12 protein-coding genes and 1 other annotated feature are annotated in these 13,135 nt (G+C 47.7%); of the genes, 10 read left to right on the forward strand and 2 right to left on the reverse strand.

Annotated features, from left to right (window positions below):
- The first annotated feature begins 72 nt into the window (after positions 1-72).
- The 10 genes from ytfJ to CZ379_RS15605 all read left to right on the forward strand — a co-directional run bounded on the left by ytfJ (position 73) and on the right by CZ379_RS15605 (position 9,749).
- Positions 73-537 carry a GerW family sporulation protein gene (gene ytfJ, locus CZ379_RS15560; RefSeq protein WP_110932451.1) on the forward strand — a complete coding sequence of 155 codons (465 nt, stop codon included), beginning with the start codon at positions 73-75 and terminating at the stop codon, positions 535-537.
- A gap of 146 nt (positions 538-683) precedes the next feature.
- A complete protein-coding gene (locus CZ379_RS15565; RefSeq protein WP_110932452.1) occupies positions 684-1,856 on the forward strand; it encodes a D-alanyl-D-alanine carboxypeptidase family protein in 1,173 nt (390 codons plus the stop codon).
- 34 nt (positions 1,857-1,890) lie between these two features.
- On the forward strand, positions 1,891-2,520 hold the full coding sequence (locus tag CZ379_RS15570) for a nucleoside recognition domain-containing protein (RefSeq protein ID WP_110932453.1): 630 nt from the start codon (positions 1,891-1,893) through the stop codon (positions 2,518-2,520).
- Between the two features lie 6 nt (positions 2,521-2,526).
- A complete protein-coding gene (locus tag CZ379_RS15575; RefSeq protein WP_110932454.1) occupies positions 2,527-3,060 on the forward strand; it encodes a spore maturation protein in 534 nt (177 codons plus the stop codon).
- Positions 3,061-3,179: 119 nt separating this feature from the next.
- Entirely contained in the window at positions 3,180-3,923 is a 744-nt protein-coding gene (locus CZ379_RS15580) for a pseudouridine synthase (protein ID WP_110932455.1), read from the forward strand.
- Between the two features lie 121 nt (positions 3,924-4,044).
- Positions 4,045-4,578, forward strand: coding sequence for a redoxin domain-containing protein (locus CZ379_RS15585; RefSeq protein WP_110932456.1), 534 nt, complete (start codon positions 4,045-4,047; stop codon positions 4,576-4,578).
- Between the two features lie 18 nt (positions 4,579-4,596).
- Positions 4,597-6,273 carry a cytochrome c biogenesis protein ResB gene (resB, locus tag CZ379_RS15590; RefSeq protein ID WP_110932457.1) on the forward strand — a complete coding sequence of 559 codons (1,677 nt, stop codon included), beginning with the start codon at positions 4,597-4,599 and terminating at the stop codon, positions 6,271-6,273.
- The gene (gene ccsB, locus CZ379_RS15595) at positions 6,270-7,526 is read left to right on the forward strand and encodes a c-type cytochrome biogenesis protein CcsB (RefSeq protein WP_110932458.1); all 1,257 of its coding nucleotides are present in this window, start codon (positions 6,270-6,272) and stop codon (positions 7,524-7,526) included. Before resB ends, ccsB begins: the two co-directional genes overlap by 4 nt.
- 63 nt (positions 7,527-7,589) lie before the next feature.
- The gene (locus tag CZ379_RS15600; RefSeq protein ID WP_110932459.1) at positions 7,590-8,306 is read left to right on the forward strand and encodes a response regulator transcription factor; all 717 of its coding nucleotides are present in this window, start codon (positions 7,590-7,592) and stop codon (positions 8,304-8,306) included.
- Positions 8,307-9,749, forward strand: coding sequence for an ATP-binding protein (locus CZ379_RS15605; RefSeq protein ID WP_110932460.1), 1,443 nt, complete (start codon positions 8,307-8,309; stop codon positions 9,747-9,749).
- A 163-nt stretch (positions 9,750-9,912) separates the two neighbouring features.
- Here the strand turns inward: CZ379_RS15605 and serA are convergent, their stop codons facing one another.
- A complete protein-coding gene (serA, locus tag CZ379_RS15610; protein ID WP_110932461.1) occupies positions 9,913-11,502 on the reverse strand; it encodes a phosphoglycerate dehydrogenase in 1,590 nt (529 codons plus the stop codon).
- Between the two features lie 290 nt (positions 11,503-11,792).
- Positions 11,793-12,020: a binding site (T-box leader), on the reverse strand.
- A 152-nt stretch (positions 12,021-12,172) separates the two neighbouring features.
- Positions 12,173-13,081, reverse strand: coding sequence for a hypothetical protein (locus CZ379_RS15615; protein WP_110932462.1), 909 nt, complete (start codon positions 13,079-13,081; stop codon positions 12,173-12,175).
- Positions 13,082-13,135: the final 54 nt, after the last annotated feature.

Here is a 13,135-nt window from a genome sequence, read left to right on the forward strand (position 1 = left end):
CCCCTTCCGGGCTGAGCAAACTGTAGGAGTGAAGGTAGTTCTTATTATTTAGTTTGAAGAGGAGGAGTAATCATGTCCGATCATCCGATCCAAGGGTTAATGCAAACGGCTATGGAAAACATCAAGGATATGGTTGATGTCAATACGATCGTCGGCGAGCCTGTGGAAACCCCGGACGGCAGCGTCATCATGCCGATAAGCCGCGTGGGCTTCGGATTTGCTGCGGGAGGCAGTGATTTTAACGTGGATGAAAATGGCGGCACCTCAAGTACATCAGATAAAGCGCGTCCTTTTGGCGGAGGCAGCGGGGGAGGCGTGTCGATTAATCCGATTGCCTTTCTCGTCGTGGGCCAGCAGGGTGTGCATATCGTTCCGCTCGATAATCAAACCCATCTGTTTGAGAAAATGATTGATGCTGTTCCTTACGTGATGGATAAAATCCAATCCATGATTCCTAATAGTACGGGAACGTCGCAGACAGCTTCGATTCAAGGTATTCCCCTCAATAATCAAAATAATGGGAATACTTACAGCTAAACAGCGCTAGACAAGCCGATTAGGTTGACCGATCCTTTCCGCCATTTCGGGAGGGGTCTTTTTTTGCCGGGATAAGTGGACATACTCCCCTCAGTTCCCGCATATAGTGTACAAGTATTAGCGCCACATACCGGAGGAGTTACACGATGACAAAACAGTCGATATTTCCCTTTAGCCTTACAGTAATGATGGTAATAACGCTGCTGCTGACCGCAGGCACCCTCGCTGGAGCAGTAGAAAACAATGAACCACGTCCACCGAGAACGAATGCGCAGGCGGCTTCCCTAATTGATGTAAAGTCGGGCCGCATTCTGTACAGCCATCATGGGGACGCTGAAATGCCAGTGGCCAGCTTAACTAAGATCATGACAGCGATCGTCGCGATCGAGCAGGGCAAGTTGGATGAAAGAGTGACCGTCTCCAAAAATGCTTATCGTAAGGAAGGCTCTTCTATTTATTTGGAGCTCGGGGAAGAGATGACCTTGGAGAACATGCTGTATGGTCTTATGCTTCGATCAGGCAACGATGCCGCTACAGCGATTGCCGAGCATGTCGGCGGGTCAGAAGAAGGCTTTGTCCACTTGATGAATGAAAAGGTAAAGATGCTTGGCCTCAAGCATACTCAGTTTCAAAATCCCCATGGCCTTGACGCCAAAGGCCATTATTCCTCGGCGAATGATCTGGCGGTCATTACCGCCTATAGCCTTCAGAATCCGGTGTTCAAGGAAATTGTTAAAACGCCAATCAAGAAAGCTCCTAACCCAAATAATCCTTGGGATTATAAATGGGATAACAAAAATAAAATGCTGCGGTTCTATGAGGGAGCAGATGGTGTCAAAACGGGATACACTAAAATCGCGCGACGCTGTCTTGTGAGTTCGGCAAGCCGTGCCGGACAGCAGTTAGCTGTCGTTACACTCGACGATGGAGACGATTGGAATGATCATCAGAAGCTGCTCGATTTCGGATTTGCCCATTATCCGCTGAGGGAGATCATCGAGGCCGGGCAGCCTGTTCAGGACGGGTTTATAACTGGGTCTGGCTTTAGCTATGCCCTAGCGAGTGGAGAGCATGAAAGAATACAGCGAAAGCTATTTCTTCAAAACGCTCGAGCTAACGACTTTGGATATCGCGGGCAGATCAAAATCTCATTAGATGGTCATGAGATCGGGCAGGTTCCTATATATAAGAAAGGCAGTTTCATTCCCCTGCCAGATTTGGCGAGAGGCAAACAACCGGCATCCAGGCTTGCACTTGCCGGAGGCAGCATAGGGAATACGTTTACTGCAGTCATTAAATCACTTTTTTTCGTAGATTAGATTAGCTATACCCTATGGGAGAGGGGATGATCGTGTGGTCAACAAAATTTGGTTAGGGCTTATCGTAGTTGGCTTTGCCTTTGCAGCAATAAAAGGAGACATTAATCTCGTCACACAGGCCGCTTTCGAGGGGGCAGCCACCGGGGTAACTGTGTGCTTCGGCCTGATCAGCGTCCTTGTCTTCTGGATGGGCATGATGCGTATGGCCGAGGATGCCGGACTTGTCAAAGCGATATCCAAGCTGCTTGGCCCTGTCGTAACCTATTTGTTCCCGGACGTACCAAAAGAGCATCCGGCGATGGGGTATATTCTTTCGAACATGAGCGCCAACCTGCTTGGCTTGGGAAATGCTGCGACACCGATGGGGATAAAAGCAATGCAGGAGCTGCAGAACCTCAATCCGGACAAGGAGACTGCTTCGGCAGCAATGTGTACGCTGTTGGCCTTGAATACGGCCAGCATCACCTTGATTCCGACGACATTGATCGCGATTCGGCTTAACTTTGGCTCTGCCAACGCAGCTGAGATTGTCGGCTCTACTTTGTTAGCCACCGCGATTGCAACGACGGCAGCGATCATTGCCGATCGCTGGTATCGCAACAGAACTTTTCGCCGCACTCCGAATCCGCCTGCGCCTGCTTCCCCATTAACTTTGAAGAGGTGATCGTCCTTGCTAGGTTGGATTAATATCGTTTCAGCCTGGGCTGTGCCTGTAATGATTGCGTTTATTCCATTATACGCTTTTATGAAGAAGGTTCCGGTGTATGAATCGTTTGTAGATGGAGCGAAGGACGGCTTTTCTACTGCCGTTGGCATTATTCCACATTTAGTGGGCATGATGGTAGCGATTAGCGTGTTCCGGGCATCTGGAGCGTTGGAATTCTTTGTAGGCTGGATGGCGCCGTTCCTGGAGAAACTGCATGTTCCTGCCGAAATTTTGCCTCTGGGGATTCTGCGGCCGCTGACAGGAACAGGCTCACTGGCCTTTACTACCGATCTGATCAAGACGTACGGGCCCGATTCGATGATAGGTCGGATAGCTTCTACGGTACAAGGCAGCACGGATACGACGCTATACGTCCTCACGGTCTATTTCGGGGCTGTCGGAATTCGCAACGGCCGCTATGCTCTGAAGGTGGGGCTTTTCTCGGATGTCGTTGGATTTGTGGCAGCAATCATGGTATGTTTATTGATTTTTGGCTGAGGATGCCGTTTCGACTGTTCATAAACAGCTCGAACGGCTCTTTATTTTTATCGGCTGACCTGTCCTATTGTGATTTTTCTTTCATATAGGTATCATGTTTATGAGGTGACTATTAGACAATGGAAAGATTACAAAAGATATTAGCAGGTGCCGGTGTGGCATCGCGTCGCAAATGCGAGGAATTGATTTTGAATGGTCAGGTGCAAGTGAACGGCGAAACGGTAACTACGCTCGGAACCAAGGCCGATCCGGCAGTTGACGTTATTACCGTAAACGGGAAAACGATCGGTGCGGAGAAGAAGATTTACATTATGCTCAACAAACCTAAGGGTGTCATAACAAGCGCATCCGATCCGCAGGGAAGAAAAATTGTCACCGACTATTTGAAAGGTATTTCTGAGCGGCTGTATCCAGTGGGCCGCCTGGATTATGATACAGAGGGCTTGCTGTTATTAACGAACGACGGCGATTTTGCCCACCTGCTGACGCATCCGAAACATCATGTTCCCAAGACCTACTTGGCAACGGTAAAAGGAGTGCCGCATGGAACAGAACTGGACAAGCTGAAGCAGGGCATTATGCTGGAGGATGGGATGACTTCTCCAGCCGAGGTTGAATATTACGATGTGGATCCCGAGGGCAAGCAGTCGGTGATCAGCATTACGATTCACGAAGGGCGTAACCGCCAGGTTCGGCGGATGTTTGAAGCGATTCAGCATCCAGTCACGAAGCTGAAGAGGATTTCTTTTGGCGATGTGTATCTCGATAATTTAAAAAGAGGAATTTACCGCCATTTGAGCAAAGAAGAGGTTGAAGGCTTATTTAAACAAGCACGTAATGCAGGTAAACCAAGAAAACACTAGAAGGTCACATAAAGTTCATATTTACCCCTACTGAATCTATGACATATTTCGTTATAATGTTCATAGGATATTCACTTTTTGTTCATATAATATGAGATTTGTCATAGAAGGGGTGTTGATAATGGGTAGGGCGAGACGTCCGATACAAATTGTTATATTGATGCTCATTGTCATCTTAGGCGGCTATGCGGTAGGCACAGCTGTATTTGGAGGCGGCGAGAATATTAGACCTAAGGTAGGCGACAGCCCTCCTGACTTTAATTTGCGCGGTTTAGACGGGCAGGTACATAATCTGGATAAATATCAGGGCAAGTCGCTGGTGATCAACTTCTGGGCTACCTGGTGTAAGTTCTGCGTGAGTGAAATGCCCGCTTTACAGACGCAATGGGAGAAATGGCAGGATCAAGGCGTGGTCATCCTTGGGATTAATACCGGTGAGGACGATATAACCGTATCCAATTTCGTGAAGCAGACCGGGGTCGATTTCCCCATATTATTCGATAAGCAAAATGAAATTGTCGGCAAGTATGGGGTAGTGCCGATGCCGACTACTTTTTTTGTGAATAAGAAAGGAAAGATTACCTCCATCATTCAGGGTGAGCTGGATTTGAAGACGCTTAACCAACAAATTGACCAGTTGGTGAGATCCCGATGAGAATAGGAGGACAAGACCTTGATTAAAAATACGAAATGTGAATGCGGGCATCAGAATCCTGTCGGAACGGTGCTCTGCGAAGCTTGCGGCAAACCGCAGAATGAAGAGAAGGGCCACAAATCCAGCGAATTGCTGGAAATGCGCTACGATGGAGTAGCTCGCCGCTCCCAGCGGGCAAATCCAAATTTTATTGATAAAGTTTGGAATTTCTTTTCTTCGGTTAAGGTAGCGGTATATCTGATCACCATTACATTAATCGGGGCTATGCTGGGAACCATTTTTACTCAGGAAACGATGTTTGTACAAATCGATCCCGAAGACTACTACAAACGGAAATATGGAACCATCGGAGAAATTTACTACAGGCTCGGGCTATCCGACACGTATAATTCCTGGTGGTTCATTCTGCTGCTCGTCATGATCGGTGCATCGCTCGTCATTTGCAGTCTCGATCGAGTGCTGCCGCTATACAGAGCGCTATCCAAACAGAAAATACGCAAGCATATGCAATTTTTGACCCGGCAAAGAGTCGTTTATCAAGGGCCTGTATCTGAGAATGGCGATGCCTGGGTTCAGAAGGCTGTCGCCCCATTGAAGAAGAAGGGCTATCGCGTTCATACCGAGGGTGGGGCGCTGCTTGCGGAGAAGCAGCGTTTCAGCCGCTGGGGGCCGTACGTTATCCATATCGGATTGATAGTGTTTTTGCTTGCCGTACTATTCCGCGGTCTGCCCGGACTTCATATGGATAAACATTACTGGTTTCCTGAAGGGGAAATCACGCCTATTCCAGACACGCCTTATTACTTGAAAAATGAGAAGTTCACGGTAGAGTTTTATCAGGAGGACGAAATGTCCGAGGAATTCAAGCAAACGGGCAAAATCGTACCTAAGCTGTTCGAAACGCAAGCGGTTCTTTATCAATGCATCGACAATTGCAACGACCCATTGAAGGAACCGGCCCTTGAAGAGGTAGACCGGCATAATATCCGTGTAAATGATCCGTTGAATTACAAAGGCTTCCAAGCGTATCAATTTGATTTTGAAGAAGTGATGCTGCTTCGTGCGGTTCAGGCGACGCTCATCGATAAACAGACCGGAGAGCACTACGGAAAAATCAAGCTCAGCATGAAAGATCCCCAAACCGAATTTGAGGTTGGGCCATACAAGCTTAAGCTAAAGGATAAGTATTTGGACTTTGGCCTGGACGACAAAAAAAGACCAATCAGCCAATCGGGGGAACCTAAGGCACCTGCCTTTTTGTTTACGATTACAGGGCCGGGCTTGCCTGAGGACGGAGGACAATATTTTTACTTCCCTTTCTTTGAACAACAGGAGTTCTTCGAACAAGATAAGCTGAATGAAGCGCTTGGCGGAGTGAATGAGAAGCTTGTGCTCGATGTGGTGGCTATGGAAGATGTCGATTTTATAAGGTTTAAAAGTTATTTGAATGTTCGCATCGACCGTGCCATGCCGTTCGTATGGGCAGGTCTTGGAATCGTCATGCTCGGGCTTATTATGGGCTTCTATTGGCAGCACCGAAGAATATGGCTGCGTGTTGATGACGGTGTCCTGACCTTAGGTGGACACACGACCAAGAATTGGTTCAGTATGAGGCGTGAAGTGTCCATGTTCTTGAAAAATATGGGGATTGAAGTGGATGAGAAGTCTTTGGATAACGGAGGAAACCGGTCATGAATTTATTAGAGATTAGTAAACAGGCATTTGTCATTGCTTTTTTGCTCTATTGTGTGGCATTTTGTTTCTATGTGGTGACAATCACGGGGAAAACGTGGAAAAATCGTGACCCGCAACTTCATGAGCGCAAATGGGGGAGAATTTCGTTTGTCGCTTCAACATTGGGTTTAATCACTCATTTAGTTTATGTTTTTACGAGATGGGCTTGGTCAGGGCATATTCCCGTCAGTAATATGTATGAATTCATGACCTTCCTTTCCTTAATGATCGTATTGGCATTTACGATTTTATATTTGATTTATCGCAAAGCCTTGCTCGGTCTATTCGCCACGCCGTTGGCAATCGTCGTCATGGCGTATGCGGCGGTATTCCCGAAGGACGTGCAGCCGCTGATTCCTTCCTTGAATTCGATCTGGCTGTATATTCACGTAACGCTTGCCGCAGCCGGTGACGCCTTCTTTGCTGTCGGATTTGCCGCGGGGCTAATGTGTCTCCTGCGTACGATCGATTTCAAAGGCACCGATAAATCGGCGCGTCGACAGAAACTATGGCTTGAAATTACGTTTTATTCTATTATTATAGTAGTGGGCTTTATTGTTTCCGTTTTTGCATTCCGTGCCTCAGGATATGAAGCGGTGTTTACATCTAACGCTGCTCAGAGCAATGATAGCGAGCAGGTCAAAGTAGTTAAAGAGATCTATAATTTACCGCCGATCGTGGCGCCCCATGGCAGTCAATTGGAAAGCGCAGACTCTTTCCTTGGTATGAGCAAGCCATTAATTGAGGTTCCGTCCTGGTTCAAAGGCGTGAATGCAGGCCGCAAATCCAATACGATTGTATGGGCGTTCATTACCGGAACTGTTCTATACGGTCTTTTGAGACTTATTATACGTAAGCCGTTAAGCGAAGCGCTTGCTCCGGCTCTGAAGGGCATTGACGCTGATGATCTGGATGAAATCAGTTATCGGGCGATCGCGATTGGGTTTCCGGTGTTTACGCTCGGTGCCCTTGTATTTGCGATGATTTGGGCTCAGCAGGCTTGGGGCCGATTTTGGGGCTGGGATCCCAAAGAAGTATGGGCGCTTATTACCTGGTTATTCTACAGTGTATATCTCCATCTTCGGTTATCCCGAGGATTCCATGGCCGCAAAGCCTCGTGGCTTGCCGTACTAGGATTTCTAGTTGTCATGTTCACGCTCGTAGGCGTCAATCTGATCATCGCCGGCTTGCATTCTTACGCGGGCACGGACTAATGATATAATGTAACCATTACTAGCGCTCAAGCGAATGGGAAGATGATGAAGGGGTTGTTGTTCATGTCAGATCAAGAAAACCGCATTCTCGTAGTGGATGATGAAGAACGTATTCGCCGTCTGCTCAAAATGTACTTGGAAAAGGAAGGTTATGAAATCGATGAAGCGGAAGATGGTGAGACCGCTCTCAAGAAAGCAACCTCCAATGATTATGGGTTAATCCTGCTCGACGTCATGCTGCCTGGAATCGACGGAGTTGAAGTATGCAGCCGTCTACGGCAGATTAAATCGACACCGGTGCTGATGCTCACGGCTAAGGGAGAAGAGATTAACAGGGTACAGGGATTTGAAGTGGGGGCAGATGACTATGTCGTCAAGCCATTTAGTCCCCGTGAGGTGATATATCGCGTCAAAGCGATCATGCGGCGGGCTTCGGCTACAGCATATTTGACGAAAGAGAGCGGAACCAGCAACAATATTGTGTTCCCGCATCTTATTATCGAGCATGATGCTCACCGGGTTACTGCAAGCGGGCAAGAGGTTAGCCTTACGCCAAAGGAGTACGAGCTGCTTCATTACTTGGCAATTTCTCCTGACAAGGTGTTCTCGCGCGAGGAATTGCTGAAGGACGTATGGAATTACGAATTCTTCGGCGATTTACGAACGGTGGATACTCATGTCAAGCGACTTCGCGAGAAGCTGAACAAGGTATCGCCAGAATCGGCTGCCATGATCACTACCGTTTGGGGAGTCGGCTATAAGCTGGAGGTCGCGAAATAAGTGAGCTTCTGGAGAACGCTTGTAGGTAAACTGTGGATTACGATCATCGGTCTCGTGGCCTTTGTGTTAATGAGCATGGGATTGTTTCTATTGCCGTATATCGATACAAATTTCACCGATCCTGTTGCGGTTAAGAAGCTGTTTGTCATCGTGGCCATTATCGGCTTCTCGCTAACGACGTTCTTTGCCTTGTTTCTCTTTACGAAGATTACGCAGCCGATGCAGCAGCTGATCGGCGCTGCGGATTCGATTCGGAAGGGGAAATACGATACTCGGCTCTCCCTGCAAACGAGCGATGAAATCGGTGAACTAGCGAATACGTTTAATCATATGGCTGAGGAACTAGAGAATACCATCCGCAGCTTAAACCATGAGAAGGAACACCTGTCTAGCGTTTTAAGAAGCATGAATGATGCGGTCATTACATTGGATTGGGGGGGAGCCGTCATTCTGACCAACCCTCCAGGCGATCAGCTTATGCAATTGTGGGGCGATTTGCCGGATGAAGAGAATGATGCTCTCCAATTCAATATTCAAGGTGAACGGTCGATTATTATTCCTAAACCTCTACTCCCGATGTTTCGGAAAGTACTCGACCAGGAAGGCGACCAGAGCGCCAATATCCACGTCAAGCAGAGTGTGTGGTCGGTGCATATGGCGCCGCTCTCCTCGGATGGCGAGGTTAGAGGAGCGGTAGCTGTCCTGCGGGATGTGACTGAAGAGGTTCGTTTGGAGAAAATGCGGCGGGATTTCGTTGCCAATGTATCGCATGAAATTCGGACTCCGCTGTCAATGATGCAAGGATATAGCGAGGCCTTGCTGGACGGAATGGCTGCCTCTCCGGAAGAGAGCCAGGAACTGGTACAGGTTATCCATGATGAATCGCTGCGCATGGGGCGCTTGGTGCGCGACTTGCTCGATCTGGCCCGGATGGAAGCGGGACATACCGATATTGCGATGCATCAGGTTGACGTGAAGGAGCTCATCGAGCGGGTTTACCGAAAATTCGCCGTACGGGCAAAAGAGCACAATGTTCATCTGGAATTAGAGATGAGTACTGCTTCGATGGTTGCTGAGGCTGCGAATGAGGATCGGCTGGAGCAGGTGCTGACCAATTTGCTGGACAACGCCTTTCGGCATACGCCAGAAGGACGGAGCGTATATATCGTTGCGGATACCCAGCAAGGCAAGCAGGGGCAGGAATTGCATATTTCAGTCCAAGATGAAGGCTCAGGCATTCCGACGGAGGATTTGCCGTTTGTGTTTGAACGGTTTTACAAAGCAGATAAAGCGCGAGTTCGCGGTACAGCAGCTGGAACGGGTCTAGGCTTAGCCATCGTTAAAAATATTATCGATGCGCATCACGGCACGATCCAGGTTCACAGCGGAGTAGGCAAAGGAACGAATTTCCGTATCGTTCTTCCTGTCGAAAAGATACAATAAACGTAAAACATCCTTAATCGTAAGGATGTTTTTTGTTGATTTCGGAAGATTAATCTTGTTCATCGTGGAACATCAACTCGTGAGACAAACAAAAAAAGGCTGCTTCAGGGCGTAGTGATCACACGTACGCCTGAAGCAGCCCTACTTCTATGAATTCGTCTTATTAACCAAATACGATTTGCTGGGCGCGGTTCAACTCCTGAACGCTTGTCAATTCATCAAGCACTTCCTTGGAAACCGTCTTATCTACGGTCAGCACCATAATTGCCTCGCCGCCAATAATTTTGCGTCCAACTTGCATCGAAGCAATGTTTACGTCATTTTCGCCGAGCAATGTGCCTACGCTTCCGACAATGCCTGGCTTATCATTATGAGAGATAAAGATCAAGTTGCCTTCCGGTGCGATATCTACCGGGAACTTGTCGATCCGTACGATCCGCGCGCCATACTCTTTCAGTAAAGTGCCTGCAATGCGGCGATCCTGGCCGTCTTGTGTTTTCAGCGTAACGCTGATTCGGTTCGTAAAGCCTTTACTAGCCGAGGATTGAGATACAACCACATTAATGTCGCGTACTTTGGCCAGGTGCACCGAGTTGACAATGTTCACGTCATTGCCGAAATGGCGCGATAACACACCTTTGATAATGTAGCGCGTTAGCGGCTGAGTATCTACCTCTGCCAAATCGCCGGCGTATTCGACATGGATTTCATGCACAGCCTGGTTGTTCAATTGGGCAGCAAATGCGCCGATTTTCTCGCCAAGCTCGAAGAACGGCTGCAGCTTGTTCATAACGCTGGCTGCGACCGGCGGCATGTTAACCGCGTTCTTGAACGGCTCATTGCGCAGAATGTGCAGAACTTGCTCCGATACGTCGATTGCTACGTTTTCTTGAGCCTCTACGGTCGAAGCGCCCAAGTGCGGAGTAACGATAATTTTTGGATTGTGAAGGAACGGATGATCCGCTGCCGGTGGCTCCTGCTCGAATACGTCGAAGGCTGCTCCAGCGACGATCTCTTGATCGATAGCCTCGATTAAAGCTTGTTCATCGACAACACCGCCGCGAGCGCAGTTAATGATTCGCATTCCTTTCTTCATTATTTCGAATTGAGGGCGGGAGATCATATGCTTCGTCTCAGGAGTAAGCGGCGTATGAATTGAGATGAAGTCCGCGTTCCGCACGATATCATCAACGCTGGAAAGCTTTACGCCTAACTTCTCAGCACGATCCTCCGTCATGAACGGGTCATAGCCCAGAATGTCCATTCCGAATGCTTTTGCACGTTTTGCGACTTCACTGCCGATCCGACCCATACCGAGAACGCCCAGCTTCTTGTTGCGAAGCTCAACGCCGAGGAATTTGCGATCCCAAATCCCTTGAATCGTCTTGCTGTAAGCTTGTGGAATGTGACGAGCCAAAGCCATCATCATCGCAAAAGCATGCTCGCAAGTCGTAATCGTGTTGCCATCGGGAGCGTTGATGACGATAATACCGCGTTTGGTCGCTGCGTCCAGGTTGATGTTGTCAACACCGACGCCAGCGCGGCCGATGACCTTCAGATTAGTCGCGGCTTCCATGATTTTTTCAGTAACTTTCGTTTGGCTGCGAACAAGCAGAGCGTCGTAGTCGGGAATGATTTGGATGAGCTCATCCTCCGATAGTCCCGTCTTTTTCTCTACTACAACATCGCTTGCGTCCATCAACTGTTGAATACCTAGGTCGCTGATTGGGTCTGATACTAGTACTTTGTACATGATTTCTTTTCCTCCTAAAAGTTTTGTATATAGCATTGCTTCTTCAGAAAAGTCTTCGATACAAAACTCTCTTCGGAAGCATTCGCTTAAGTTTTGTATATAGCATTGCTTCTTCAGAAAGTCATCGATACAAAACTCTCTTCGGAAGCATTCGCTTACTAATACTATGACTCGATACCGTTCCAATGCGTTAGAGAGGCGAAGCGCAGGCGTTCGAAGGGACGAAGATTCGCCTACAAAAGAGCTCGCAAAAGCATAAAAAAACTCTCAATCCGCACACTACTTCCGTAGTAAGGGACGAGAGTTGTTCGTGGTACCACCCTAATTCGCTGCTTCTTCGCAGATACAGCCTCAGTTGTCACAAGGACATGTTGATAACGGAGTTCCTCCGACTGCGCCTACTATTCTCGTTCAGCACAGTTACTCAGGATCGCTGGAGTTCTCATTCCGCTACCGGTTTGCAGCACCACCGGCTCTCTGTAAGCTTCGCGACAACTCGTTTCCTTCATCGTGTTTTACAAATGCAATTTTTCATAATGTATCATGACCTGAACTAAAGTGTCAATACCCGTAAATCAAGGGGACGGAGGAACCTTGAATAAGCTTGGTATTTTGGTTATGATTTTAGTGTTGTTGAAATACCTCGCCCCCCATGAAAACAGGCAGCAGCCTATTGCTCGGAGAAGAATGGGAGCTCAGGAATGAACTCGGTTGCATAGTATGTAGATTTCCATCTTAAGAATTCTTTTCCTTGCACCGCTTCCGTATCCATAAGAACTTTGACGATCGATGTTATGGAATTAAGCTTCATGGAGCTCGCTTTGCCGCTATCGATCATCTGGTCAATTTTAGCCGTCATATCCTGCGGAAGGTAAGATACATAAAGATTGCTGTTAGCCATCATATCGCTGACAATTTTGTTCTTTACCGCCAGCGGAAAGTTTGTCCATTCCTTGACAGTTGTGCTGTCTTGGAAAGAAAAGTCGGCAGGGATGGACTGATTGCTCTTAGCGGCCCATTTCATCATCGATGTATAGTATTTTTGCTGGGCTTTCAGTCCGTAGTTTTCAGCGCTTTTTGTAAATTCTTCGTTGGCTAGCGATTTAGCAAGCTCAGTTCCGTTTTTACTGCCGATTTCGATTCGGCCGGCGCTTTCATCAAAGAGCTTCAGACTTTTCAAAACATCAGTTTGTGCATCTTTTAACAAGGGTGAAGACACGGTAATCGACTGCGATTGAATTTGGTCATACTGTTTACGGGCAGCTTCACGGATCTCTTTCATAATACCGATTGATTTTAACCGGGAGTCACTGCGGCTCAGTTGATCGACAAGATTGAAATATTCATCCTTGAACTGCTGGTAAGGTTGGAACACAACATAGTAATAGGCGACCAGATCCTGCTGCTCATAGGAAGCCGTTGTTTCAAACCCGGTATGATTCGACAGGTGGGCATACTTGGCCTCGGTCTGAGTAATTCCCATCTTAAAGCCCAGGAAGAAAGTGCCGAAGGCAGCGACCAATGTGAATAGAAACCCGAGCATAAATAAAATTTCGAAGCGATAAGATTTTTTTTGCATTGTTAGAAACGCTCCTCTTTCAAGTATTTTTTGAGTCCGAGAGCACTAAGAAAA

Source organism: Paenibacillus bouchesdurhonensis (assembly GCF_900155685.1).
In the GTDB taxonomy this organism is placed as follows: domain Bacteria; phylum Bacillota; class Bacilli; order Paenibacillales; family Paenibacillaceae; genus Fontibacillus; species Fontibacillus bouchesdurhonensis.

Coding starts and splice junctions, on each gene's coding strand:
- serA (WP_110932461.1), bottom strand. CDS start 11,502: ATGTACAAAGTACTAGTATCAGACCCAATCAGCGACCTAGGTATTCAA.
- ccsB (WP_110932458.1), top strand. CDS start 6,270: ATGAATTTATTAGAGATTAGTAAACAGGCATTTGTCATTGCTTTTTTG.
- CZ379_RS15615 (WP_110932462.1), bottom strand. CDS start 13,081: ATGCAAAAAAAATCTTATCGCTTCGAAATTTTATTTATGCTCGGGTTT.
- CZ379_RS15600 (WP_110932459.1), top strand. CDS start 7,590: ATGTCAGATCAAGAAAACCGCATTCTCGTAGTGGATGATGAAGAACGT.
- CZ379_RS15565 (WP_110932452.1), top strand. CDS start 684: ATGACAAAACAGTCGATATTTCCCTTTAGCCTTACAGTAATGATGGTA.
- ytfJ (WP_110932451.1), top strand. CDS start 73: ATGTCCGATCATCCGATCCAAGGGTTAATGCAAACGGCTATGGAAAAC.
- CZ379_RS15585 (WP_110932456.1), top strand. CDS start 4,045: ATGGGTAGGGCGAGACGTCCGATACAAATTGTTATATTGATGCTCATT.
- CZ379_RS15580 (WP_110932455.1), top strand. CDS start 3,180: ATGGAAAGATTACAAAAGATATTAGCAGGTGCCGGTGTGGCATCGCGT.